This is a genomic window from Kosakonia oryzendophytica, from assembly GCF_027886705.1.
GTDB classification, from domain to species: Bacteria; Pseudomonadota; Gammaproteobacteria; order Enterobacterales; family Enterobacteriaceae; genus Kosakonia; species Kosakonia oryzendophytica.
This window is the reverse complement of record NZ_CP115659.1, coordinates 4965234-4989998: the sequence shown is the minus strand read 5'-3', so window position 1 is coordinate 4989998 and position 24765 is coordinate 4965234. Positions and strand designations below refer to the sequence as shown.

The 24765-nt window shown below is 54.9% G+C and carries 21 protein-coding genes; 8 read left to right on the top strand and 13 right to left on the bottom strand.

Annotated elements, in window-relative coordinates; translation table 11 throughout:
- The first annotated feature begins 81 nt into the window (after positions 1 to 81).
- Positions 82 to 327 (top strand): septal ring assembly protein ZapB, encoded by a 246-nt coding sequence (zapB, locus tag O9K67_RS23995; RefSeq protein WP_090269457.1) that lies wholly within the window; start codon positions 82 to 84, stop codon positions 325 to 327.
- Between the two features lie 66 nt (positions 328 to 393).
- Here zapB and rraA read toward each other — a convergent pair whose 3' ends face one another.
- The 7 genes from rraA to priA all read right to left on the bottom strand — a co-directional run bounded on the left by rraA (position 394) and on the right by priA (position 8390).
- A complete protein-coding gene (gene rraA, locus O9K67_RS23990; protein WP_061499332.1) occupies positions 394 to 879 on the bottom strand; it encodes a ribonuclease E activity regulator RraA in 486 nt (161 codons plus the stop codon).
- Between the two features lie 92 nt (positions 880 to 971).
- Positions 972 to 1901, bottom strand: coding sequence for a 1,4-dihydroxy-2-naphthoate polyprenyltransferase (gene menA / locus O9K67_RS23985; RefSeq protein ID WP_061499327.1), 930 nt, complete (start codon positions 1899 to 1901; stop codon positions 972 to 974).
- 66 nt (positions 1902 to 1967) lie between these two features.
- Positions 1968 to 3299 carry an HslU--HslV peptidase ATPase subunit gene (hslU, locus tag O9K67_RS23980; RefSeq protein ID WP_061499325.1) on the bottom strand — a complete coding sequence of 444 codons (1332 nt, stop codon included), beginning with the start codon at positions 3297 to 3299 and terminating at the stop codon, positions 1968 to 1970.
- Positions 3300 to 3308: 9 nt separating this feature from the next.
- Positions 3309 to 3839: an ATP-dependent protease subunit HslV gene (hslV, locus tag O9K67_RS23975; RefSeq protein WP_061499322.1), complete on the bottom strand. Its 531-nt coding sequence runs from the start codon at positions 3837 to 3839 to the stop codon at positions 3309 to 3311.
- 92 nt (positions 3840 to 3931) lie between these two features.
- On the bottom strand, positions 3932 to 4951 hold the full coding sequence (gene ftsN / locus O9K67_RS23970) for a cell division protein FtsN (protein ID WP_071890650.1): 1020 nt from the start codon (positions 4949 to 4951) through the stop codon (positions 3932 to 3934).
- A gap of 96 nt (positions 4952 to 5047) precedes the next feature.
- The gene (cytR, locus tag O9K67_RS23965; protein WP_061499316.1) at positions 5048 to 6073 is read right to left on the bottom strand and encodes a DNA-binding transcriptional regulator CytR; all 1026 of its coding nucleotides are present in this window, start codon (positions 6071 to 6073) and stop codon (positions 5048 to 5050) included.
- A gap of 124 nt (positions 6074 to 6197) precedes the next feature.
- Complete coding sequence (priA, locus tag O9K67_RS23960; protein WP_061499312.1) at positions 6198 to 8390, bottom strand: primosomal protein N'; 2193 nt, start codon at positions 8388 to 8390, stop codon at positions 6198 to 6200.
- 207 nt (positions 8391 to 8597) lie between these two features.
- Here priA and rpmE point away from each other — a divergent pair, with 207 nt between their 5' ends.
- Positions 8598 to 8810: a 50S ribosomal protein L31 gene (gene rpmE / locus O9K67_RS23955; RefSeq protein ID WP_007369223.1), complete on the top strand. Its 213-nt coding sequence runs from the start codon at positions 8598 to 8600 to the stop codon at positions 8808 to 8810.
- Between the two features lie 100 nt (positions 8811 to 8910).
- On the opposite strand, the gene metJ is transcribed toward rpmE, so the two are convergent.
- Positions 8911 to 9228 (bottom strand): met regulon transcriptional regulator MetJ, encoded by a 318-nt coding sequence (gene metJ, locus O9K67_RS23950; protein ID WP_007369220.1) that lies wholly within the window; start codon positions 9226 to 9228, stop codon positions 8911 to 8913.
- Between the two features lie 268 nt (positions 9229 to 9496).
- Between metJ and metB the strand changes: the two genes are divergently transcribed.
- The 3 genes from metB (at position 9497) to metF (ending at position 14193) form a co-directional block, all read left to right on the top strand.
- A complete protein-coding gene (gene metB / locus O9K67_RS23945) occupies positions 9497 to 10657 on the top strand; it encodes a cystathionine gamma-synthase (protein ID WP_061499309.1) in 1161 nt (386 codons plus the stop codon).
- Positions 10658 to 10659: 2 nt separating this feature from the next.
- Positions 10660 to 13092, top strand: a complete 2433-nt coding sequence (locus O9K67_RS23940; protein WP_061499307.1) for a bifunctional aspartate kinase/homoserine dehydrogenase II — start codon at positions 10660 to 10662, stop codon at positions 13090 to 13092.
- 210 nt (positions 13093 to 13302) lie between these two features.
- Positions 13303 to 14193 (top strand): methylenetetrahydrofolate reductase, encoded by an 891-nt coding sequence (gene metF, locus O9K67_RS23935; protein ID WP_061499304.1) that lies wholly within the window; start codon positions 13303 to 13305, stop codon positions 14191 to 14193.
- Between the two features lie 93 nt (positions 14194 to 14286).
- Here metF and gldA read toward each other — a convergent pair whose 3' ends face one another.
- The 5 genes from gldA to argE all read right to left on the bottom strand — a co-directional run bounded on the left by gldA (position 14287) and on the right by argE (position 21299).
- Complete coding sequence (gldA, locus tag O9K67_RS23930) at positions 14287 to 15390, bottom strand: bifunctional L-1,2-propanediol dehydrogenase/glycerol dehydrogenase (protein ID WP_061499301.1); 1104 nt, start codon at positions 15388 to 15390, stop codon at positions 14287 to 14289.
- A gap of 11 nt (positions 15391 to 15401) precedes the next feature.
- Positions 15402 to 16064, bottom strand: coding sequence for a fructose-6-phosphate aldolase (gene fsa / locus O9K67_RS23925; RefSeq protein WP_061499296.1), 663 nt, complete (start codon positions 16062 to 16064; stop codon positions 15402 to 15404).
- Positions 16065 to 16289: 225 nt separating this feature from the next.
- The gene (locus O9K67_RS23920) at positions 16290 to 17138 is read right to left on the bottom strand and encodes an AraC family transcriptional regulator (RefSeq protein ID WP_061499293.1); all 849 of its coding nucleotides are present in this window, start codon (positions 17136 to 17138) and stop codon (positions 16290 to 16292) included.
- Between the two features lie 94 nt (positions 17139 to 17232).
- A complete protein-coding gene (gene ppc, locus O9K67_RS23915; protein ID WP_061499290.1) occupies positions 17233 to 19884 on the bottom strand; it encodes a phosphoenolpyruvate carboxylase in 2652 nt (883 codons plus the stop codon).
- A gap of 263 nt (positions 19885 to 20147) precedes the next feature.
- A complete protein-coding gene (gene argE / locus O9K67_RS23910; RefSeq protein ID WP_061499287.1) occupies positions 20148 to 21299 on the bottom strand; it encodes an acetylornithine deacetylase in 1152 nt (383 codons plus the stop codon).
- Positions 21300 to 21468: 169 nt separating this feature from the next.
- On the opposite strand from argE, the gene argC reads away from it, so the two are divergent.
- The 3 genes from argC (at position 21469) to argH (ending at position 24753) form a co-directional block, all read left to right on the top strand.
- Positions 21469 to 22473 carry an N-acetyl-gamma-glutamyl-phosphate reductase gene (gene argC, locus O9K67_RS23905; RefSeq protein ID WP_061499282.1) on the top strand — a complete coding sequence of 335 codons (1005 nt, stop codon included), beginning with the start codon at positions 21469 to 21471 and terminating at the stop codon, positions 22471 to 22473.
- A 13-nt stretch (positions 22474 to 22486) separates the two neighbouring features.
- Positions 22487 to 23263 carry an acetylglutamate kinase gene (gene argB, locus O9K67_RS23900; protein ID WP_088237045.1) on the top strand — a complete coding sequence of 259 codons (777 nt, stop codon included), beginning with the start codon at positions 22487 to 22489 and terminating at the stop codon, positions 23261 to 23263.
- Between the two features lie 116 nt (positions 23264 to 23379).
- The gene (gene argH / locus O9K67_RS23895) at positions 23380 to 24753 is read left to right on the top strand and encodes an argininosuccinate lyase (RefSeq protein ID WP_061499274.1); all 1374 of its coding nucleotides are present in this window, start codon (positions 23380 to 23382) and stop codon (positions 24751 to 24753) included.
- Positions 24754 to 24765: the final 12 nt, after the last annotated feature.

Genomic DNA, 24765 nt, shown 5'->3' with positions numbered 1-24765 from the left:
TTCGAGCGGCAGGAGAGCTAACCCCCTGCAACTTGAAAGATGAAGTGTATATCCATCAACGCCTTGCAACTCAGGAGAGGTATGACAATGTCATTAGAAGTGTTTGAGAAACTGGAAGCAAAGGTGCAGCAGGCGATTGATACCATCACGCTGTTGCAGATGGAAATCGAAGAGTTGAAAGACAAGAACAACAGCCTGACGCAGGAAATTCAGTCCGCGCAGCAGAATCGTGAAGAGCTGGAGCGCGAAAACAATCAACTGAGAGAGCAACAGCACGGCTGGCAGGAACGTCTGCAGGCGCTGCTGGGCCGTATGGAAGAAGTCTGATTACGCTCCTGATTGGCTGCCAGACATAAGAAATAAGAAGGGCGCCTGAAGGCGCCCTCTCTTTTACTACTCGATATCCAGCGGGTCTTCCGACAGGATAATGCCCGTGTTGTCGGCGTAGAGATGGTCACCGGAGAAGAAGGTTACCCCGCCGAAATTGACGCGGACATCGCTTTCGCCAATGCCTTCGCCTGCGGCGCCAACCGGGATTGCAGCAATCGCCTGAATGCCGATATCCAGTTCTTCTAGGTCGTCCACCTGGCGCACCGCGCCATAGACCACAATGCCTTCCCACTCGTTTTGCACCGCTGTGCGGGCGAGATCGGCGTCAATTAACGCGCGACGTACGGAGCCGCCGCCGTCAACCAGCAGGATGCGACCACGGCCATTCTGTTCGAGCAGATCGTAAAGCAACCCGTTATCCTCGAAACATTTCACCGTGATGATTTGTCCGCCAAAAGACGACCGTCCACCAAAATTGGAGAACAGCGGTTCCACGACGTTGATCTCTTCCTGGTAGATATCACAAAGCTCAGAAGTATCGTATTTCATAGGCTTAACGTTTAGTTGCGACAAGAGTTGTCAGTATATCGCGCATCGCGCACTGTTGGCAAAATCATCAATTTTTAATTGACATTAATCAGTTAAAAATGCGTTTGACTGAGGATAATTCCAACTACAAACAACAGGTTAGTTAACAGTGCACCTTTTACCGTGCGTTCCAGCATGGGCGGCATCGCGCGCGGGTCGAGTTCACGCAGCACAAAACGCGCCTGTTTTATCAGCAGCGGGGCGGAAAGAATAAACAGCCACCCCCAGGCGCTGTGCAGCGACAGCAGATTAAACAATGCCAGGCATATCAGCGCGCCAACCAGTAAACCCGCGTGATAACGGCGAGCATTGATCGGCCCTAAACGCACCACCAGCGTATTTTTACCGTTTTCGCGGTCGCTATCGATATCGCGCAGGTTGTTGATATTCAATACCGCTGTGGCCAGCAGGCCGCAGGCAGTTGCAGGCAGGATCACGGCGGGAACCAGCATATGCGTTTGCAGATACCAGCTACCCATGACGCTGAGCCAGCCAAAGAAAATCAACACTGACACATCGCCAAGGCCAATGTAGCCGTAAGGGCGTTTGCCAATGGTGTAGGTGATGGCGGCGATAATTGAGAGCCCACCCAGCACCAGAAAACCAATAAAGTCGGCCATTGTCTGAGTGGCGGCGGTGACCAGCAACAACCCGGAGATGCAGCTCAGTATGATGATAATGATCAGCGCGCGCTTCATTTGCGCGAGGGAAATCGCCCCTTTCTGCATGCCACGCAATGGCCCGAGACGGTCTGGCTTATCGCTGCCTTTGACCGCGTCACCATAATCGTTGGCGAGATTCGAGAGAATTTGCAGCAGTCCGGCAGTGAGCAGCGCGAGCACAGCGACCAGCGGATCAAAAAAGCCCTGCCACCAGGCCAGTACCGTACCCACAACAATGGCGGCAAACGCCAACGGTAGTGTTTTCGGTCGCAGGCTTTCCAACCAGGCTTGAGTACGGCTCAGAGTTTGCGTTTCGTTCATAAATTAGGCCGACAAAAATGGGGGCATAAGCCCCCATCGAATGTGATGAAAACGTTGTGGCGATGATTATAAGATAAAACGGCTCAGATCTTCATCTGCCACTAAAGCATCAAGGTGTTTACTCACATAGTCGGCATCAATGATGATCGTCTGGCCACCCAGATCGCTGGCATCATAGGAGATATCTTCCATCAGGCGTTCCAGCACGGTATGCAAACGGCGAGCGCCGATGTTTTCCGTGGTTTCGTTCACCTGCCAGGCTGCCTGTGCGATGCGTTTGATACCGTCGTCAGTGAAGTCGATATTTACGCCTTCGGTCGCCATCAGCGCTTTGTACTGAACGGTAACCGATGCGTTCGGCTCGGTGAGAATGCGCTCGAAATCTTCTGCGGTCAGCGCCTGCAGTTCAACGCGGATCGGCAAACGGCCTTGCAGTTCCGGGATCAGGTCTGACGGGCTGGCAATCTGGAATGCGCCGGAAGCGATAAACAGAATATGGTCGGTTTTGACCATGCCATGTTTCGTCGATACGGTGCAGCCTTCCACCAGCGGCAGCAGGTCGCGCTGTACGCCTTCGCGGGAGACATCCGGACCGGAGGTATTACCGCGCTTACAGATTTTGTCGATTTCGTCGATAAACACAATCCCGTGTTGTTCAACGGCGTCGATAGCCTCTTGTTTCAACTCTTCCGGGTTGACCAGCTTCGCGGCTTCCTCTTCAATCAGCAGCTTCATCGCATCTTTGATTTTCAGCTTGCGCGGCTTCTGCTTCTGGCCGCCCAGATTCTGGAACATCGACTGAAGCTGGTTGGTCATCTCTTCCATGCCCGGAGGTGCCATGATTTCGACACCCATCGGTGCTGCGGCGAGGTCGATCTCAATTTCTTTGTCGTCGAGCTGGCCTTCACGCAGTTTTTTGCGGAAAGACTGGCGCGCCGCAGAAGGTTCTGCGGGCTGCTCTGGCTGGCCCCAGTTATTTTTCGCCGGTGGGATCAGCACGTCGAGAATGCGTTCCTCCGCCATTTCTTCTGCGCGGTAACGGTTTTTCTCGATCGACTGAATACGCACCATTTTAACGGCAGCATCGGTCAGATCGCGGATGATAGAATCCACTTCTTTGCCGACATAGCCCACTTCGGTGAACTTGGTCGCTTCGACTTTGATAAACGGCGCATTGGCGAGTTTTGCCAGACGACGGGCGATTTCGGTTTTACCGACACCGGTCGGGCCGATCATCAGAATGTTTTTCGGTGTCACTTCATGGCGCAGTTCTTCATCGAGCTGCATACGACGCCAGCGGTTACGCAGAGCAATCGCCACTGACCGCTTGGCAGCGTCCTGGCCAATAATGTGTTTGTTCAGTTCGCTGACGATTTCGCGTGGGGTCATTTCAGACATGGGAGATCCTTACGCTTCAGAGGATAATTCTTCGATGGTATGGAAGTGGTTGGTATAGATGCAGATGTCGCCTGCAATATCCAACGCCTTCTCAGCAATTTCACGCGCGCTCAGTTCGGTATTTTCCAACAGTGCACGCGCCGCAGCCTGGGCATAAGGCCCACCGGAACCAATGGCGATCAGATCATTTTCTGGCTGCACCACGTCGCCGTTGCCAGTGATGATAAGCGATGCCGTTTCATCAGCCACGGCCAGTAACGCCTCAAGCTTGCGCAGCATGCGATCGGTACGCCAGTCCTTTGCCAGTTCGACAGCCGCTTTCACCAGATGTCCCTGGTGCATTTCCAGTTTACGTTCGAACAGTTCAAACAGCGTGAAGGCATCGGCGGTGCCACCGGCAAAGCCAGCGATCACTTTGTCGTGATACAGGCGACGGACTTTTTTCACGTTGCCTTTCATTACCGTGTTGCCCAGTGTGGCCTGGCCATCACCAGCGATAACGACATGGCCGTTACGGCGTACGCTTACTATTGTTGTCACGAGCAGACCCCTTGGTTACAAATGCAGAATACAGACCCCGCAACAGTGTGCGGGGCAGATTGCAATTATAAATGGGGGAGATTTTGGGGGTTTCAACCCCCGGCGGCGAGACGGATGCAGTTTGTGTGGCCGGCCATTTTCAGGCGGCTAATGGTGGAGTCGGCATTCTCTTTGCCTTTCACCGGGCCTATCACAACGCGATTCCAGCCGTTGTTGGCGGTAATGCGTGAGTCAAATCCTTCAAACGCCAGTTGCGCACGAACGGTTTCGGCTTGATCCTGGCCTTTAAACGAGCCGCACTGTACCAACCAGCGACGATCATCTTTTTTCTCTGCCGTTTGCTGCTGTTTCGGCGCTTCCATCTCATGTGTGATGGGCGCGGCTTGCTGCGTTTTGGGCTGTGACGCCGTGTTGTGTGGCGGAGTCTGCAACAGATCCTGATACGGCTGTGACGTCGTAGCGGGTTTCTGCTGCTGCGTCTGACGCGGTGCCGTTGTGGCTGGCGCTGTGGTTTGCGCTGTACGCGCAGGTTGCTGAACCGGTTGTTCCGTTACGCGTGGCTGCGAACGCGGCTGCTGCACTGGCTGCGTTTGTGCCCATTGCTGCTGCTGTTGCATCTGCACCTGCTGCTGCGCCTGGCGCTGGCGTTGCAATGTTTGCTGGCGCTGCTCCGCAGTTTGCTCATTCCACGGCACTTCGTTGAGCTGCGTTGGCTGCTGGCGCATATCCGCCTGCATTTGCGCTAACAACTGGCGTTGTTCATCAGTGAGCTGGTCCGGGTTTTTCACTTCACCACCGGCTGAAGGCTCCGTGGGGGCCAGTACGCCAGGCTGGCGGCTTTCCAGCTCCTTGATATAGCGCCAGCGTTCTTCCGGTTTCGGGGGTAAACCGTTACCGGCGACTTTTTGATTTTGCAGCGATTCGGATTCTTCTTTTTTGTGGTGCGTAATGAAGTACAGACCACCGATAAAGGCAACCAGCACGGCGGCCGCAATGGCGACCATGGCTGGAGAGACCGCAGACTTGCTGCGTTGCTTGTTCCTTGAGCTACTCTTTTTGCGCCGCGAAGGAGCCGACTGGCTGCCGCGGCGTACATAATCTCGTTGTGCCACTATCGTTGTTTCGCTGTCTTTATTTCGTTTATCAGCCCGCCATGTTACTTAAGCGACGGGCTTTTGACCAGAAGCGGGAGTCTGAAAGCCCCGGCTTTACTTCAGTGCCTGGGTTGACCCGCGCAGAATCAGTTCGCAATCCAACAGACGCGATCCGCTGTTGACGTTATGGCCTTGCAGTTGCTCGAGCAGCAATAGCATCGATTCGCGGCCAATGTCGTAGCGCGGCTGTGCAACGGTAGTCAGTGGCGGGTCGCAGAACTCCGCCAGTGAAATGTTATCAAAGCCGATGATGGATAAATCCTGTGGCACTCTCAGCCCGCGGCGTTTGGCTTGCGAGAGCGCGCCGAGCGCCATGACATCGCTATGGCAGAAGACAGCTGTTGGCGGTTTCGGCAGCGTCATTAATTGTTCCAGCGCATGAGCACCCGCTTCGAAGGTGAAGTCGCCGCGTGCAATATAATGGGGGTCGACGACTACGCCTGAGCGACGCAATGCTTGCACGTATCCCTGCAGCCGATAGTGACACAGCGGCATCTCTTCCGGCCCGGCGATACAGCCAATCAGATGATGTCCTTGTTCCTGCAGATAATTGACGGCGTTAAACGCGGCGGTCAGGTTATCAATATGAACCGTCGGCAGTTCCAGTTCGGGAGCAAATTCATTCGCCATCACCATAGGGGGCAGATTGCGTTGCTCCTCAATACTGGCATCAAACGGCAGACGCGAACCCAGCAGCAGCATGCCATCGATTTGCTTGGTGATAATCAGGTCGATAAAGGTCTTTTCCTGCTGATTCTGATGGGCGCAGTCGCCAATCAACACCAGATAACCGTGTTCAGCTGCGGCAACTTCAATACCGCGAATAATTTCGCTGAAAAAGGGATCGCAGATATCCGGCACAATCACCAAAATGGTCCGGGATTCATTGCGTTTAACGTTGCGTCCCATTGACTGGGGCAAATAGCCCACTTCCATCGCCGCTTGTTCAACCCGATTGCGGGTTGCTTGCGACACTTTATCCGGATTCATTAACGCACGGGATACGGTTGCCGTAGATACCTTTGCTTTCATGGCAACGTCTTTCATGGTCGCAGCCGCAACCTGATTTTTGGGTTTCACCTTGTTCTCCTCGCATGCACGGCGCAGGCGTAGTCACATTTTTATCAGATAGTTAAGCCCTTCGGTTACAGAATTTTCATGAAAAGTGTGATGAAAGTTGAATTTTACGCGCTGCCTCGCAGCATTAGCCTTCGATAGGGTCGACATCCAGCACCCATTTCACCCGGCGCGCTTCCGGCAGAGTATTCACGAGCGCCAGTGCGCCGTTAACAATATGTTGTAGACGAACGCGGGAAGGGTGTTGTAACAGGATCTGCCAGCGGTATCGTCCGGCACGTTTAGCCGCCAGCGCGGGAACCGGTCCAAGGATCCACAATGGATTATCCGCCAGCGGGCTGGCCTGCAGCAGATTTCTCAACTGTTGTAAAAACAGGGGCGCGTGCTGGTTGTTTTGATCTTCGGCGCGGATCAGCACATGACTGGTCCACGGGGGTAATTGCAGGGTTTGCCGCTCTGCCAGCGCCTGTTCAGCAAAGGTGTCATAGCCTTTATGCAGCAGTGTCAGCAAGAGCGGATGTTCCGGATGGTGTGTTTGCAACACCACCTCACCCTGCTTTCCGGCACGGCCAGCGCGACCGGATACCTGGGTATAAAGCTGGGCGAAACGTTCGGCTGCGCGGAAATCCGCCGAAAACAATGCGCCATCCACATCCAGCAGTGCGACCAGCGTGACATCCGGAAAGTGGTGACCCTTCGCCAGCATCTGAGTGCCAATAAGAATACGTGCGCCGCCACGGTGGACTTCGGCAAGATGTTGCTCTAATGCCCCTTTACGGCTGGTGGTATCCCGGTCGATACGCGATACCGGCACACCCGGAAACAGGGGGGCCAGCGCTTGTTCCAGTTGTTCTGTGCCTAACCCCACAGGCAGTAAGTGCGTGGAGCCGCAGGAAGGACACTGGCGCGGCACAGGCCGCTGGCTATCGCAGTGGTGACAGCGTAAATGCTGCTGCGCCTGGTGGAAGGTGTAATAGTGATCGCAGCGGGGGCATTCTGCTATCCAGCCGCAATCATGGCACAGCAGCGCCGGGGAAAAACCGCGACGATTAAGAAACAGGATCACCTGATTGCCCGCCTGCAGATGCTGGCGTATGCGGTTGATAAGCGCAGGTGCCAGTCCGGCCTGTAACTGCTGGCCTTTCATATCCAGTACATGCTGTGTTGCCGGGCGCGCATTACCGGCGCGGCGGGTGAGTCGCAACAGATGATATTTACGCATCCGGACGTTATACAGGGTTTCCAGCGCCGGGGTGGCGGAACCAAGAATAATCGGGATTTGCTCGCTGTGGGCGCGGTAAACCGCGAGATCGCGGGCGTGGTAGCGCCAGCCTTCTTGCTGTTTATAAGAACTGTCGTGCTCTTCGTCGATAACGATCACACCGAGGTTTTTAAACGGCGTAAACAACGACGAACGGGTACCGATAACGATGGCGGCTTCGCCGCTTTTCGCTTTCTGCCATGTCACCAACCTTTCGCTGTCGTTCAGCCCGGAATGCAGAACCTCAACGGGCGCGTTAAAACGTTCACGAAAACGGGCGATAGTTTGCGGTGTCAGACCGATTTCCGGCACCATCACCAGCGCCTGTTTACCTTGCGACAGTACGTTTTCCAGCACGCTTAAATAGACTTCTGTTTTGCCGGATCCAGTAACGCCCGCCAGCAGCCAAGCGGAGAAACGATCCGCCGCGCTATGAATGGCCCCCACCGCTGTTGCCTGCTCAGTGTTTAACCGCAGCCGGTCGCCGCTTACTGAGAAGCTGTTGCGCCAGTCGCTAAAAGAGGGAGCTTCACTGTTCATCTCCGCCAGACCTTTCGCGCGCAATGCCTGTAAAGTGACGCTTTTAAGATCCAACGCGGCCAGTTGATGCTGCCAGATTTTTCCTTTACGCAGCGCCGATAACGCCTGCTGTTGCTTTGCCGACTTTACGCGATTGATGTCCGTCGCTTGTCCCTGCTCGGTGGCGAACCAGTATCCTTGAAACTCCGCGCTGGCTGGCTTTGTTTGCCGTAGCAGAACGGGGAGGGCATTAAACAGCACATCGCCGATAGGATGATGATAATAATCCGCTGCCCACAACAGCAGTCGCCATACCGGTGGAGAAAATGACGGGTCGCTGTCGAGTACCTCTTCAACACGTTTTAACTCTGTGAGCGGCAATTCGCTTTTGTCGCTGATGGCCACCACAATGCCAACGCGGTGCTGCGTACCAAAAGGCACACGCACGCGACAACCTGCGCTAACGGGCATGTCATCCGGCAGCAGGTAGTCAAAGGTGCGGGGCAAAGGTACAGACAGCGCAACGTGAGCGACGGGCATCTCATCTTCCTGACTTGAAAACTGGCGGGTTAGTATACACATTGTTAAGACTGGCGAGCTGATCAGTTTGCATGTGGTGGTTAATTTCTGTATGATTCGCCGCCTTTGGTGCGCTTTTGCAGTGCCGAAGATACACTTACACATTAACTCGCGTGGTGTCTGGCGTTAGGGCTGGAAGAGCGACGCGGCCTTAAACTGAGGTTTCCCATGAAAAAAGGTATTCACCCGAATTATGTTGCTATTACTGCAACCTGTTCTTGCGGTAATGTGATCAAAACCCATTCTACCGTGGGTCACGACCTGAACCTGGACGTGTGCGGCAAATGCCACCCGTTCTTTACTGGTAAACAACGCGTAGTTGATACCGGTGGTCGTGTTGAGCGTTTCAACAAACGCTTCAGCATCCCGGGCAGCAAATAAGTTGCCAGAAAAAAGCGCCGAAAGGCGCTTTTTTTGTCTCTGATGTTTCCCGATGAGCAAGAAAGGCGGATAACATCATCTTCCGCCTTTTTCGTTTTTATCAGTATTCCCAGGTATCCGGGTCGATACCCAGTTCACGCATAATCACTTTCGCCTCTTCCGGGATTTCGTCGCTGCGCTCTTTACGCAGATCTTCATCGTTCGGCAAAGGTTGACCGGTAAACGCATGCAAAAACGCTTCACACAGCAGTTCGCTGTTGGTGGCATGACGCAGGTTGTTCACCTGACGACGGGTACGTTCATCGGTGAGGATTTTTAACACCTTAAGAGGAATGGAAACCGTAATTTTCTTTACTTGTTCACTCTTCTTGCCGTGCTCAGCGTATGGGCTGATATATTCGCCGCTCCATTCAGCCATGAGATACCTTTAATCCTCTCAGTCATTAGTCTCAGTCTCAGGTGGCTACACCTGAGTCATAATCCCGCGTAGTTTACCGTAGAGTCATCAGCGTGACACGGTGTATCGCGTAACAGTGCCTTACTAAAGCATATAATTTTAACGGCTATTATGCCTTTGCTCAATCTATACGCAAAGAAGTTTAGATGTCCAGATGTATTGACGTCTATCGGCGCAGTGTTTACTCTGTTGCCAGACTTTTCATCCATTAAGCCAGGAAGCCTTCATCATGACGCGTAAACAGGCCACCATCGCAGTGCGTAGCGGATTAAACGATGACGAGCAGTACGGTTGCGTTGTCCCGCCGATCCATCTTTCCAGTACGTATAATTTCACCGGTTTTAATGAGCCGCGCGCGCATGACTACTCGCGCCGTGGTAACCCAACGCGTGATGTTGTGCAGCGTGCGCTGGCGGAACTGGAAGGCGGCGCAGGCGCGGTGCTGACCAATACCGGGATGTCGGCTATACACCTTGTAACCACCGTGTTTCTTAAACCAGGCGATCTACTGGTTGCGCCACATGACTGCTATGGTGGGAGCTATCGCTTGTTTGATAGTCTGGCGAAGCGTGGTTGTTACCGTGTACGGTTTGTCGATCAGGGTGATGAGCAGGCGCTAAAAAATGCGCTGGCGGAAAAACCGAAACTGGTACTGGTTGAAAGCCCAAGCAACCCATTGTTGCGCGTCGTTGATATTGCGAAAATCTGTCAACTTGCTCGTGAGGCCGGTGCGGTGAGCGTTGTGGATAACACCTTCCTGAGCCCGGCGTTGCAAAATCCTCTGGCGCTGGGTGCCGATCTGGTGCTGCACTCCTGCACCAAATACCTCAACGGGCATTCCGATGTGGTGGCGGGCGTGGTGATCGCGAAAGATGAAGGGATTGTCACTGAACTGGCATGGTGGGCGAATAACATTGGCGTCACCGGTAGTGCCTTCGATAGCTATCTGTTACTGCGTGGTTTGCGCACACTGTCTCCGCGTATGGAAGTGGCCCAGCGCAATGCGCAGGCGATAGTTGATTTCCTGAAAAAACAGCCGCTGGTGAAAAAGCTGTATCATCCCTCTTTGCCGGATAATCAAGGGCATGAGATTGCAGTGCGTCAACAAAAAGGCTTTGGCGCGATGCTAAGTTTTGAACTGGATGGCGATGAGCAAACGCTGCGTCGCTTTTTAAGTGGGTTATCGCTGTTTACGCTGGCGGAATCATTAGGCGGAGTGGAAAGTTTAATCTCTCATGCCGCTACGATGACCCATGCGGGCATGGCGCCGGAAGCGCGTGCCGCAGCCGGGATCTCTGAGACGCTGCTGCGCATCTCAACCGGTATTGAAGATAGTGAAGATCTAATTGCCGATCTGGAAAATGGCTTCCGGGTCGCCGCTGAGGGGTAAACATGAGTGTGATTGCGCAGGCAGGGACGAAAGCTCGTCAGCTGCACAAATTTGGTGGGAGTAGTCTGGCGGATGTGAAATGTTACCTGCGCGTGGCGGGGATCATGGCGGAATATTCGCAACCGGGCGACATGATGGTTGTCTCGGCCGCTGGCAGCACCACCAATCAGTTGATCAACTGGCTTAAATTAAGCCAGACCGATCGCCTCTCTGCGCATCAGGTTCAACAATCACTGCGCCGCTATCAAAGCGATCTGATCGGCGGTTTGCTGCCCGCGGATGTCGCCGACGGGTTAACCAGTGAATTTATCCACGATCTGGAACACCTGGCTGCACTGCTGGATGGCGGCATTACCGATGCGGTATACGCGGAAGTGGTCGGCCACGGTGAAATCTGGTCTGCGCGTTTAATGGCTGCTGTACTGAACCAGCAAGGTCTGGACGCGGCCTGGCTGGATGCCCGTGACTTTCTGAGAGCGGAGCGCGCCGCGCAACCGCAGGTAAATGAAGGCGAGTCCTGGCCATTACTGCAACAGAAACTGGCGCAGTTGCCGGGTAAGCGCATTGTGGTGACTGGTTTTATCAGCCGCAACGACGCAGGTGAAACCGTGCTGCTGGGGCGTAATGGTTCCGACTATTCCGCGACACAGATCGGTGCGCTGGCGGATGTCTCGCGAGTCACCATTTGGAGCGATGTGGCGGGGGTGTACAGCGCCGATCCGCGCAAAGTGAAAGATGCCTGCTTGTTACCGCTGCTGCGTCTCGACGAGGCCAGCGAGCTGGCGCGTCTTGCCGCACCGGTACTGCATGCCCGCACGTTGCAGCCCGTTTCCGGCAGTAATATCGACCTGCAATTACGCTGTAGTTACAGTCCGGAGCAAGGTTCAACGCGTATTGAGCGTGTACTGGCATCCGGAACCGGCGCGCGTATTGTCACCAGCCATGATGATGTTTGCCTGATTGAGTTTCTCGTGCCGGCAGGTCAGGACTTTAAGCTGGCGCAAAAAGATATCGATGTGGTGTTGAAGCGCGCTCAGGTGCGTCCGTTGGCGGTTGGTGCACATGCCGACCGTAATCTGCTGCAACTGTGCTACACCTCCGAAGTGGTGGACAGCGTTTTCAAACTGCTGGATGAAGCGGGTTTGCCGGGCGAGTTGCGCTTGCGTCAGGGGCTGGCGCTGGTGGCGATGGTGGGAGCCGGTGTTTGCCGTAACCCCTTGCATAGTCACCGTTTCTGGCAGCAATTGAAAGGTCAGCCGGTGGAGTTTATCTGGCAGTCCGATGAAGGGATTAGCCTGGTTGCGGTGTTGCGCGTAGGGCCAACCGAGAGTCTGATCCAGGGGTTGCACCAGTCGCTTTTCCGCGCGGAAAAGCGTATTGGCCTGATGTTGTTCGGAAAAGGCAATATCGGTTCCCGCTGGCTGGAGCTGTTCTCCCGCGAGCAGAGCGCGTTGTCGGCGCGCACCGGGTTTGAATTTGTACTGGCCGGAGTGGTGGATAGCCGCCGCAGCCTGCTGAGTTACGACGGGCTGGATGCCAGTCGCGCGCTGGCGTTTTTCAATGATGAAGCGGTCGAGCAGGATGAAGAAGCCTTGTTCCTGTGGATGCGCGCCCACCCTTATGATGATTTAGTGGTGCTGGATGTCACCGCCAGCGAGCAGCTTGCCGATCAGTATCTGGATTTTGCCAGCCACGGTTTCCATGTGATTAGCGCCAACAAACTGGCTGGCGCGAGCAACAGTGATAAGTACCGCCAAATTCACGATGCGTTCGAAAAAACCGGTCGCCGTTGGCTGTATAACGCCACCGTCGGCGCAGGTTTGCCGGTTAACCACACCGTGCGCGATCTGCGTGAGAGTGGCGATGCGATTCTGGCGATCAGCGGAATTTTCTCCGGTACGCTCTCCTGGCTGTTTTTGCAGTTTGATGGTTCCGTGCCCTTTACCGATTTGGTCGACCAGGCCTGGCAGCAGGGGCTGACCGAGCCGGATCCGCGCGTCGATCTTTCCGGGAAAGACGTGATGCGTAAACTGGTGATCCTGGCCCGTGAAGCGGGTTATGACATCGAACCAGATCAGGTTCGTGTGGAGTCGCTGGTCCCGGCAGGGTGTGAAGAGGGCTCGGTGGATCACTTCTTTGAAAATGGCGACGAGCTCAATGAACAGATGCTACAGCGCCTTGAGGCCGCCCGTGAAATGGGGCTGGTGCTGCGTTATGTGGCGCGCTTTGATGCCAACGGTAAAGCGCGCGTTGGCGTGGAAGCCGTTCGTGCTGAGCATCCGCTCGCGTCGCTACTGCCGTGCGATAATGTTTTTGCCATTGAAAGCCGCTGGTATCGTGATAACCCGCTGGTGATCCGCGGGCCGGGTGCCGGTCGTGATGTGACCGCTGGCGCGATCCAGTCGGATATTAACCGTCTGGCGCAGTTGCTGTAATCCTCCCTTTGCATCTACCCTCTCCTTATAAAGGGGAGGGTTTTATCTTCAGTTATGAATTTTTTTCATCTTCACTGAACATTCCTCACGAATAATGGTGATTTTCCAGTTGACGCCCTGACCGTTTTCCGTCATTTTTACATCTGGACGTCTAAACGTATAGAAGTTCACAAGACAACAGACAATGACATGCGATTGATGAGGTAAGGTATGAGCTTTTTTCACGCCAACCAGCGGGAAGCCCTGAATCAAAGCCTGGCGGAAGTACACGGCCAGATTAATGTTTCCTTTGAATTTTTCCCGCCGCGCACCAGTGAAATGGAACAAACCTTATGGCACTCCATCGATCGCCTGAGCAGCCTGAAACCCAAATTCGTTTCAGTGACCTACGGCGCTAACTCCGGTGAGCGCGACCGTACGCACAGTATTATCAAAGGCATTAAAGAGCGCACAGGGCTGGAAGCCGTGCCGCATCTGACCTGCATTGATGCCAGCCGCGACGAGCTGCGTGCTATCGCTCAGGATTACTGGAATAACGGTATCCGTCATATTGTGGCGCTGCGCGGTGACTTGCCGCCGGGCGGTGGTAAGCCCGATATGTATGCCGCCGATCTGGTGACGCTGTTAAAAGAGGTGGCGGACTTTGATATCTCGGTCGCTGCCTATCCGGAAGTGCATCCGGAGGCGAAAAGCGCCCAGGCCGATTTGCTCAACCTGAAGCGTAAAGTGGATGCAGGCGCCAGCCGTGCCATTACCCAGTTCTTCTTTGATGTGGAAAGCTATCTGCGTTTTCGCGATCGCTGCGCGGCGACCGGCATCGATGTTGAGATTGTGCCGGGCATTCTCCCCGTCTCTAACTTTAAACAGGCGAAAAAATTCGCAGACATGACTAACGTACGTATTCCGGCGTGGATGTCGCAAATGTTCGATGGGCTGGATGATGACGCGGAAACCCGCAAGCTGGTGGGGGCCAATATCGCGATGGATATGGTGAAAATTTTAAGCCGCGAAGGGGTGAAAGATTTCCACTTCTATACGTTGAATCGCGCTGAAATGAGCTATGCCATTTGCCATACGTTAGGCGTTCGCCCGGCGGTGTAAACCACCCATCAGGTCGGACGGCGGTTTTATACCCGCACCCGACCAGTAAAACGTTCTGCAGGCCCGATAACCGGGCCTGTTACGTTTAGACGCTTATTCCCACTCACCTAAGAAACGCTGACCGTACTGGTCGGCGACCAGCAGTGCGGCATACACCTGATCCGGCGTCGCGCCGCCCGGCATATTGTGAATGGTTTCCCCTTCAGCGCAGGCCGCCTGCGCCACAATGCGCATTTTCGCCGGAATATCGGTTTTGATATCCAGTTGCGCCAGCGTGATGGGCAGGCCCACGGTATGACACAGCGCTGCAACGGTTTCGATCTCTTCCATCGGCGCGTTTTCCAGCACGAGTTGCGTTAACGTGCCAAATGCCACTTTCTCACCGTGATAAAAGTGATGAGCGTCCGGGATCGCGGTTAAACCGTTGTGGATAGCGTGCGCCGCCGCCAGACCAACGCTCTCAAAACCGACACCACTGAGGTACGTGTTCGCTTCCACCACGCGTTCCAGTGCGGGCGTTACCACATGTTGCCCGGCGGCCAGCATCGCTTTTTCACCCTCTTCTATCAGCGTGTTGTAGCAGAGTTCCGCCAGCGCCAGTGCGGCTTGTGTACACTGTCCACCCGCCATGGTTTTTGCGCCACTGCGCGAGCAGGCGCGGGCTTCAAACCAGGTAGAGAGGGCATCGCCAATCCCCGCAGCCAGCAGACGCGGTGGTGCACCCGCGACGATTTTGGTATCGACGATCACACGATTGGGATTGTTCGGCAGCAACAAATAGCGGTCGAATTCACCGTTATCGGTGTAGATGACCGACAGGGCGCTACAGGGCGCGTCGGTAGAAGCGATGGTGGGCGCAATCGCCACCGGGATCTGCATGAAATGCGCCAGCGCTTTGGCGGTATCCAGCGTTTTACCGCCGCCGATGCCCAGTATCGCTCCGGCATGGGCGTTTTTCGCTACGCTGCGTAGCCTGTCGATTTCATTTTGTGAACATTCGCCGCCGAAGGGCACCACCTCGCATGCCAGCCCGGCATCCGCCAGACTTTTTTGCAGCGCTTCCTGAGCGAAACCGAGAACAAACTTGTCGCCGACGACCAGCCAGCGGTCGGACAGCGGTTTGAGATAGTCGCCGAGACGGGTGATGACGTCTGCACCCTGGATGTACTTACCTGGCGCCTGGATGACACGATCCATATACTGCCTCCTTACAAATTAAGGTTGCCAAAAGCCGTTTTCCAGTCCTGTTCAAACTTCTCCACTGCTGACTCTACCGCTGGCGTATTGAGCATTTGTTGCGCTACATCTAAAGGAAGGGTGATTGCTTCGCATCCTGCCAGCAGGCAGTCGAGCGCCTGGCGTGGTGTTTTGAAACTGGCGGCCAGTACCTTGCTCTGCGGCGCATGGAGGGTGAGCAGCGTTTGTAACTCCTGCACCATTCGAATGCCGTCGCCGCCCTGGGCGTCTACACGGTTGACATAAGGAGCAATATATTTCGCGCCCGCGACGGCGGCCAGCAACCCCTGAGCGGCGCTGTACACTGCGGTTCCCAGCGTGACAATGTTTTCTTTTTTTAATTGCTTGATGGCGGCAAGCCCTTCGGCAGTCACCGGGATTTTCACCACAATACCGGGCACGGCATTATTAAGGCGTTTCGCTTCCGCCACCATGCCTGCGGCGTCGCGACTCATGACCTGCGCAAACAGCGTTCCCTCCGGGCCGACAGCCTGTTGCAGGCGCGGTAAAACATCCCATACGGACGTTTTGCCTGCGGCGATAATACTGGGGTTAGTGGTGACGCCCGCCAGGGGATAAATGCGCGCCAGGCGTTCAACTTCCGCCACGTTGGCGGTATCCAGATAGAGTTCCATTGTGCTTCCTCATCGCTCGTTTCTGCTAACAGCATACGAGCGTCTCGCCCGGTGCCGCTATATCACAAAACTGCCAAATACTGGACAAATGTGATCGCCCTATTGAAGTGTGATTTACTTCACAAGTAGCTGGATGGCTTGGTAAAACAGGGCGAAAAATCGTGTCGGAGACAGAGAGACATTTCAGATCGTACAAAAATCCAGTGCATGACTGCTTTGTCCAGATCAGTTCTTGTCACTGAGCTGGCTATGGTAATGACGACGATATTCAGAAGGGGAACGTTCTGTATTTTTACGGAACAGGCGGCAGAAGTAGTTGCTGTCGACAAATCCGCACGCGTGCGCGACCTCTTTTACTTTCAGGTCGTAGCCTTTAAGCAGGGTTTTCGCATGTTCCAGCCGGGTATGATTCAGGTATTCGTTAAACCCGATGGCACCGGTTTTCTGGAAGAGATGAGAAAGGTAGTTGGGAGAGATGTAAAATGCCTGCGCGACAGCTTCACGGGTAAGCGGCATCGCATAATGTTCGTCGATATAGTCGCGAATGGCCTCGAACAACGCCTGACTGCGGGAAGCTGTCTGGATTTGGCTACCTAACAGATCATGACAATGGCTGAGCAGACTGGCGACGATCAGACGTGCGGTTTGTTGTTCGCGCGGTTGCATCTGCATCTCATGGAGCGTTTGCAGCAGGAAAGATCCGATACGCGGCCCGCGGCGGGCAACATGCTGTTTGGCCTGGTTCTGTAATGCCAGTCCATTCCAGTGCGTTACGCTAAAACTCAGTTGTTGCTTGCCGAACAATACGCTTAATGTGGTGGCCGGGGTCTGCCACTGCGGCAGGTTCCAGCCGCCGGCAGGCACATACAGAACGTCATGCTGCGTCATCAGCGTGGCTTCTCCCGTGACGCCAGCATCCATCAATACACCTTCAAGTACGATTTCCAGACGCGGGAAATCCACCTGAACCGCCTGCGCAGGCGCTGTACCGGTTGCACCGGCGAAGCAAATTTGCCGCAACGGCGCAGGGCCGTTAATCAGGCGGGAGAGAAGATGAGCGACATCGTGGTTCATGGTGTTCCTTGCGTTGCACGCGAAGGGACAACCTTAACTGCCAGCATAAAAAAAGGCCACAACACGTGTGGCCTTTTGCGATAACAGCGGGGAATTAGCCAGTATTACGCATACCTGCTGCAACACCGGCAATGGTGACCATCAGCGCTTGTTCAACGCGATGATCCGGCTCTTTGCCTTCTTCTTCGGCAAGACGTGAGCGATGCAGCAGCTCGGCCTGCAGTACGTTCAGCGGGTCGGTATAAATGTTACGTAGCTGAATAGACTCGGCAATCCACGGCAAGTCGGCCATCAAATGCGAGTCGTTGGCGATTGCCAGCACGACTTTGATATCGGCTTCTAACAGCTTACGCAGCTCTGCGCCCAGCGCCCACAGCTCTGGTTTCACCAGCCGCTGATCGTAATATTCCGCCAGCCACAGGTCGGCTTTTGAGAAGACCATTTCCAGCATCCCGAGACGGGTTGAGAAGAACGGCCAGTCGCGGCACATCGCTTCCAGCTCGCTTTGCTTGCCGTCTTCCACCACTTTTTGCAGCGCAGCGCCAGCGCCCAGCCATGCCGGCAGCATCAGGCGGTTTTGCGTCCATGCGAAGATCCACGGGATCGCACGCAGCGATTCCACCCCACCAGTCGGGCGACGTTTTGCCGGACGGGAGCCGAGAGGCAGTTTACCGAGCTCCTGCTCTGGCGTGGCGGAACGGAAATAGGGGACGAAGTCTTTATTTTCACGTACATAGCCGCGGTACATATCGCAGGAGATATCGGACAGCTCATCCATAATGTGGCGCCATTCGGTTTTTGGCTCCGGCGGCGGCAGCAGGTTGGCTTCCATAATCGCGCTGGTATACAGCGACAGGCTGCTGATGGTGATTTCCGGCAGACCGTATTTAAAGCGGATCATCTCACCCTGTTCGGTCACGCGCAGGCCACCTTTCAGGCTGCCTGGCGGTTGTGAAAGCAGTGCCGCGTGCGCAGGCGCGCCGCCACGACCGATAGAACCCCCACGACCGTGGAACAGCGTCAGTTCAATACCGGCTTTTTCGCAGGTTTTGATCAACGCATCCTGTGCCTGATATTGCGCCCAGCTTGCTGCCATCACGCCTGCGTCTTTCGCCGAGTCGGAATAGCCAATCATCACCATCTGTTTGCCCTGAATAAAGCCGCGATACCAGTCAATATTCAGCAATTGGGTCATCACATCGTCGGCGTTGTTCAGATCGTCCAGCGTTTCAAACAGCGGCGCGACAGGCAGGGCGAAACCAATACCGGCTTCTTTCAGCAGCAGGTGTACTGCCAGGACATCGGACGGTGTCTTCGCCATGGAGATCACATAGGCGGCGATGGAGCCACGCGGCGCTTCCGCGATCACCCGGCAGGTATCCAGCACTTCGCGGGTTTCATCGCTTGGCTCCCACTGGCGCGGCAGCAACGGGCGTTTCGAGTTCAGTTCGCGGATCAGGAATGCTTGTTTGTCGGCTTCGGACCAGCTCTCATAGTCGCCAATACCGAGATAACGGGTTAATTCGCCCAGCGCTTCGGTATGACGCGTACTTTCCTGACGAATATCAATGCGTACCAGCGGGACGCCAAAACACTTCACGCGACGTAATGTATCGAGCAGTTCGCCGTTGGCGATAATGCCCATGCCGCAGGCTTGCAGAGATTTATAACAGGCGTAAAGCGGTTCCCACAGCTGTTCGTTTTGCGTCAGCAGTCCTTCAGGTTTCGGCAACTTCTGACCTTTCAGACGCGCTTCCAGCCAGGCCTGAGTGGCCATCAGATCGCTGCGCAGCTTTTTCATCAGATAACGATACGGTTCGCGAGCACCTTCAGCGCCAGCCAGTTCCCGCAGCTCGTCGGTACACTCCACCATCGACAACTCGGAAATCAGCAACTGCACATCTTTGAGGAACAGGTCGGTGGCTTTCCAGCGGCTGAGCAGCAGCACATGGCGGGTGATATCGGCAGTCACGTTCGGGTTGCCGTCGCGGTCACCGCCCATCCATGACGTAAAGCGTACCGGCACAAAGTCGACCGGCAGCTTGTAATTGAGGTTCTCTTCCAGTTGTTCGTTCAGTTCGCGAAGGTAGTTCGGCACGCCTTCCCATAGGCTATTTTCCACTACCGCGAAGCCCCATTTGGCTTCGTCTACCGGGCTTGGACGATATCTGCGGATTTCATCGGTATGCCAGGACTGCGCAATAAGCTGGCGCAGACGGCGCATCAACTGGTGGCGCTCATAGTCGGCAATGTCAGTGTTATCCAGCTGTTTTAAGCAGGCATTCACTTCCACCATTTTATGGATCAATGTACGACGGGTGATCTCGGTCGGGTGTGCGGTCAGCACCAGCTCCAGCGACAGGGATTCCACGGCTTTAATGATCGTGGCTTCGTTAAGATTCGGTTGGTCTTTCAGTTTTCTGAGAGTGCGGGCAATGACTTCCGGGTTATTGGCGGCTTCGCCTTTCGCGGAGATGCTGTGGTATTGCTCGGCAGTGTTGGCAAGGTTCAGAAACTGGCTGAACGCTCGCGCCACCGGCAGCAGCTCGTCATTGGAGAGATTCTGCAACGTGGTGAGCAGTTCCTGACGATTGGCTTCGTTACCGGCGCGAGAAGATTTGGACAGCTTACGGATTGTTTCTACACGGTCGAGAATGTTCTCACCCAGTGCATCCTTGATGGTATCTCCCAGCAGTTTGCCGAGCATACTGACATTACTACGCAAAGCGGAATATTGTTCGTTCATGTTACCCCAGACACCCCATCTCATTTTATTTTGTTATATCTGCCGTTGGGCAGATATAAGACACCGTCTTTTATAAAGCCACGTAAAACCCACCACGTCAATTGTTGCGAAATCGCTTCAGCAAACGAATAAATGCCGACAATTTACGAAATTTAATTCCCTTTCGGCCAGATAAGTATTGCTTATGAAAACGTGACAGCTGTCACGTCCCGACAGACGTAAAAAACCCCCTCACCGGGAGGGGGTTAGCAAGAAAAACGAACTCAGTGCCAGCAGAAATGATGCACAACTTGTGTAATCAGTTCACGCGTCGGTTTGATAAAACGCGTCTCAAGATATTCATCCGGTTGATGGGCCTGATTAATGGAGCCTGGGCCAAGCACCAGCGTCGGGCACAATGTTTGAATAAACGGGGCTTCGGTGCAGTAGTTAACGACCTCGGTTTCGACGCCGAGCAGTTTCTCCACCACGTCCACCAGTTGGTGGTCCGGCGGACATTCGTAGCCCGGAATAGGCGGGTGCAGTTCTGAAACAGTCAGGCGACCTGGCCAGCGGGAACTGACCGGCTCCAGTGCATCATTAAGCAGGCCGTTTAAATCATTCAGCGTCATGCCCGGCAGCGGACGGATATCCATATGTAGCTCGCAACACGCGCAGATACGGTTTGCCGCATCACCGCCATGAATATGACCCAGGTTGAGGGTGGGATAAGGCACGGTAAATGCCTCATAGTGATAACGCGCTTTCAGGCTGTCGCGCAGTTGCAGAATATGGCCAATAGCATCGTGCATGAGCTCAATTGCATTCACGCCGCGCGCCGGGTCGCTGGAGTGTCCGGACTGCCCCAGGATACGAATTGCATTAGAGATATGGCCTTTATGCGCGCGCACTGGTTGCAGCGATGTCGGTTCGCCGATAATGGCACAATCCGGGCGCAGTTGGGTGTTTTCTGAGAAATAGCGGGCACCCGCCATGCTGGTTTCTTCATCGGCTGTTGCCAGCACATACAGAGGCTTGCTCAGTTTTGTCACATCGACGTCACGCAGTGCGTCGAGAATGAAGGCAAAAAAGCCTTTCATGTCGGCGGTGCCCAGACCGTAGAGTTTGTTGTCATGCTCGGTCAGTGTGAAGGGGTCGCGCGTCCAGCGCCCATCATCAAAAGGCACGGTATCGGTATGGCCGGTTAACAACAGCCCCCCTGCGCCAGTGCCTGCGCTGGCGAGCATATTGAATTTATTGCGTGTGCCGGGCACAGGTTGCACTTCAACATTGAAGCCGAGGTCGCCAAACCATCCTGCCAGCAGATTGATTAAAGACGCATTGCTCTGATCCAGTGCTTCTTCCGTTGCGCTGATCGACGGTGTGGCTATCAGGGCGCGGTAAATCTCGATAAATGGCGGCAAATTCATTTTCATTGTTGACATACCTGAGTTCGTGATAGTATCAATATTCATGCACTAAATGTGAATAAAAATACATTAATGTTGAGCGTAAGGGAACCCATCCGGCGACTTGGCTCAGCGACGCGGGATTGACGCCTGGTCTCTCCCTGACACACATGACGTAAGAAGGTAAACCGCCCCAATGTTGAACACATTAATTGTGGGCGCCAGCGGTTACGCCGGCGCAGAGCTAGTGACCTATGTAAATCGCCATCCTCATATGAACATAACCGCTTTGACGGTTTCTGCGCAAAGTAATGATGCAGGAAAATGTATCTCCGATTTACATCCGCAGTTGAAAGGCATTGTTGATCTCCCGTTACAGCCGATGTCCGATATTGGTGAGTTCCTGGAAGGTGTGGATGTCGTCTTCCTGGCGACAGCGCATGAAGTGAGTCACGATCTGGCGTCGACATGCCTGGCGGCGGGTTGTGTGGTGTTCGATCTCTCCGGCGCGTTCCGCGTTAACGATCCTGCTTTCTACGAAAAATTCTACGGTTTCACGCATCAGCACGCCGATCTGCTTGCACAGGCGGTGTATGGGCTGGCGGAGTGGAATCACGAGCAATTGAAAAGCGCACAGCTGATTGCCGTGCCGGGGTGTTACCCGACGGCGGCGCAGTTGTCATTAAAACCGCTGATCGACGCTGGCGTGCTGGATCTGAATCAGTGGCCGGTGATCAACGCCACCAGTGGCGTGAGCGGAGCCGGGCGCAAAGCGGCGCTCTCCAACAGTTTTTGCGAAGTGAGCCTGCAACCGTATGGCATTTTCAACCATCGTCACCAGCCGGAGATCGCCACGCATCTCGGTACGGATGTGATTTTTACCCCGCACCTGGCGAGCTTCCCGCGCGGTATCCTGGAAACCATTACTTGCCGTTTAAAAACGGGGGTCACCCAGGCGCAGGTCGCTGAGCTGTTTAAACAGGCTTACGGCGACAAACCGCTAGTCCGCCTCTATGACAAAGGGGTTCCGGCGCTGAAAAACGTGGTGGGACTGCCGTTCTGCGATATCGGCTTTGCCGTGCAGGGCGAACATCTGATTGTCGTTGCCACGGAAGATAACCTGCTGAAAGGCGCGGCGGCACAGGCAATGCAATGCGCAAATATTCGTTTCGGCTATGCTGAAACCCAGTCACTTATTTAAATGAACAGGCGTGATGATGAATCCATTAATTATTAAGCTCGGTGGCGTACTGCTGGATAGCGAGGAAGCGCTGGAACGTTTGTTTACCGCACTGGTGCACTATCGCGAATCTCATCAGCGCCCGTTGGTTATTGTGCACGGCGGCGGTTGCGTGGTGGATGAGCTGATGAAACAGCTCAACCTGCCGGTGAAAAAGAAAAACGGTCTGCGCGTCACACCAGCGGACCAGATCGATATTATTACCGGAGCGCTGGCTGGCACGGCAAACAAAACGCTGCTGGCATGGGCTAAGAAACATCATCTTGCCTCCGTCGGTCTCTATCTCGGCGACGGTGATAGCGTAAAAGTGACGCAGCTTGACGAAGAGCTGGGACATGTTGGCCTGGCGCAGCCGGGTTCGCCGACACTGATTAACGCGCTGCTGGATGGCGGTTTCCTGCCGGTTATCAGCTCCATTGGCGTAACCGACGAAGGCAAACTGATGAATGTCAATGCGGACCAGGCAGCGACGGCGCTGGCGGCAACGCTGGGCGCAGACCTGATCCTGTTGTCTGATGTGAGCGGCATTCTGGATGGCAAAGGCCAGCGGATTGCCGAAATGACCGCGGCCAAAGCGGAGCAACTGATTTCGCAGGGCATTATTACCGATGGCATGATCGTGAAAGTGAACGCGGCACTGGATGCTGCCCGTACGCTCGGCCGCCCGGTGGATATCGCTTCCTGGCGTCACGCCGAGCAATTACCGGCGCTGTTTAACGGTACGCCGATTGGCACGCGTATTCTGGCGTAATCCATGATGTGCCCGATGGCGGTTACGCCTTATCGGGCCTGCGTGAACTGAACCTGTAAGCCGGATAAGCACAGCGCCATCCGGCAGTGAAATTCAAGAAATTAAGGAAGCATATTATGGCACTTTGGGGCGGGCGTTTTACTCAGGCAGCGGATCAACGGTTCAAACAGTTCAACGACTCTTTGCGCTTTGACTATCGCCTGGCGGAGCAGGATATCGTTGGCTCTGTGGCCTGGTCTAAAGCGCTGGTGACGGTAGGTGTTCTGACCCCGGTGGAGCAGCAGCAACTGGAAGAGGCGCTGCATGTGTTGCTGGAAGAGGTGCAGGCCAACCCGCAGCAGATCCTCGAAAGCGACGCTGAAGATATTCACAGCTGGGTGGAAGGCAAGCTGATCGATAAAGTAGGTCAACTGGGTAAGAAGCTGCACACCGGGCGCAGCCGTAATGATCAGGTTGCAACCGATTTGAAACTGTGGTGCAAAGACACGGTCAGCGAGCTGCTGGTGGCGAACCGCCAGTTACAGAGCGCGCTGGTGGTGACCGCAGAGAATAATCAGGACGCCGTGATGCCGGGCTATACGCACCTGCAACGCGCCCAACCGGTGACTTTTGCACACTGGGCGTTAGCTTACGTGGAGATGCTGGCGCGCGATGAAAGCCGTTTGCAGGACACGCTGAAACGCCTGGATGTGAGTCCGCTGGGCTGCGGCGCGCTGGCGGGCACGGCGTATGAAATCGATCGCGAGCAACTGGCCGGCTGGCTGGGTTTTGCTTCTGCGACGCGCAACAGCCTGGACAGCGTTTCTGACCGCGACCATGTGCTGGAACTGCTCTCTGACGCGTCTATCGGCATGGTTCACCTGTCGCGTTTCGCCGAAGATCTGATCTTCTTTAACTCCGGTGAAGCGGGCTTTGTTGAGCTGTCAGACCGTGTTACCTCGGGTTCTTCATTAATGCCACAGAAGAAAAACCCGGATGCGCTGGAGCTGATCCGCGGTAAATGCGGTCGTGTACAGGGCGCGCTGACCGGCATGATGATGACGCTCAAAGGCCTGCCGCTGGCGTACAACAAAGATATGCAGGAAGACAAGGAAGGGCTGTTCGACGCGCTGGATACCTGGCTTGATTGCCTGCATATGGCGGTACTGGTACTGGATGGCATTCAGGTGAAACGCCCACGTTGCCAGGAAGCTGCACAGCAGGGTTATGCGAACGCCACTGAACTTGCGGATTATCTGGTCGCCAAAGGGGTGCCGTTCCGCGAAGCGCATCATATTGTGGGTGAAGCAGTGGTGGAAGCCATTGCTCAGGGCAAACCGCTGGAAGAGCTGGCGTTGGCCGACCTGCAAAAATTCAGTGCGGTGATCGGTGACGATGTCTATCCGATTCTCGCGTTGCAGTCATGCCTTGATAAACGTGCCGCGAAAGGTGGCGTTTCTCCCACTCAGGTAGCGCAGGCGATTACCGATGCGAAAGCGCGGCTTGTCTGAGGTGAGTGGATG

Coding starts and splice junctions, on each gene's coding strand:
- zapB (WP_090269457.1), top strand. CDS start 82: ATGACAATGTCATTAGAAGTGTTTGAGAAACTGGAAGCAAAGGTGCAG.
- rraA (WP_061499332.1), bottom strand. CDS start 879: ATGAAATACGATACTTCTGAGCTTTGTGATATCTACCAGGAAGAGATC.
- menA (WP_061499327.1), bottom strand. CDS start 1,901: ATGAACGAAACGCAAACTCTGAGCCGTACTCAAGCCTGGTTGGAAAGC.
- hslU (WP_061499325.1), bottom strand. CDS start 3,299: ATGTCTGAAATGACCCCACGCGAAATCGTCAGCGAACTGAACAAACAC.
- priA (WP_061499312.1), bottom strand. CDS start 8,390: ATGCCCGTCGCTCACGTTGCGCTGTCTGTACCTTTGCCCCGCACCTTT.
- rpmE (WP_007369223.1), top strand. CDS start 8,598: ATGAAAAAAGGTATTCACCCGAATTATGTTGCTATTACTGCAACCTGT.
- metJ (WP_007369220.1), bottom strand. CDS start 9,228: ATGGCTGAATGGAGCGGCGAATATATCAGCCCATACGCTGAGCACGGC.
- metB (WP_061499309.1), top strand. CDS start 9,497: ATGACGCGTAAACAGGCCACCATCGCAGTGCGTAGCGGATTAAACGAT.
- O9K67_RS23940 (WP_061499307.1), top strand. CDS start 10,660: ATGAGTGTGATTGCGCAGGCAGGGACGAAAGCTCGTCAGCTGCACAAA.
- metF (WP_061499304.1), top strand. CDS start 13,303: ATGAGCTTTTTTCACGCCAACCAGCGGGAAGCCCTGAATCAAAGCCTG.
- gldA (WP_061499301.1), bottom strand. CDS start 15,390: ATGGATCGTGTCATCCAGGCGCCAGGTAAGTACATCCAGGGTGCAGAC.
- fsa (WP_061499296.1), bottom strand. CDS start 16,064: ATGGAACTCTATCTGGATACCGCCAACGTGGCGGAAGTTGAACGCCTG.
- O9K67_RS23920 (WP_061499293.1), bottom strand. CDS start 17,138: ATGAACCACGATGTCGCTCATCTTCTCTCCCGCCTGATTAACGGCCCT.
- ppc (WP_061499290.1), bottom strand. CDS start 19,884: ATGAACGAACAATATTCCGCTTTGCGTAGTAATGTCAGTATGCTCGGC.
- argE (WP_061499287.1), bottom strand. CDS start 21,299: ATGAAAATGAATTTGCCGCCATTTATCGAGATTTACCGCGCCCTGATA.
- argC (WP_061499282.1), top strand. CDS start 21,469: ATGTTGAACACATTAATTGTGGGCGCCAGCGGTTACGCCGGCGCAGAG.
- argB (WP_088237045.1), top strand. CDS start 22,487: ATGATGAATCCATTAATTATTAAGCTCGGTGGCGTACTGCTGGATAGC.
- argH (WP_061499274.1), top strand. CDS start 23,380: ATGGCACTTTGGGGCGGGCGTTTTACTCAGGCAGCGGATCAACGGTTC.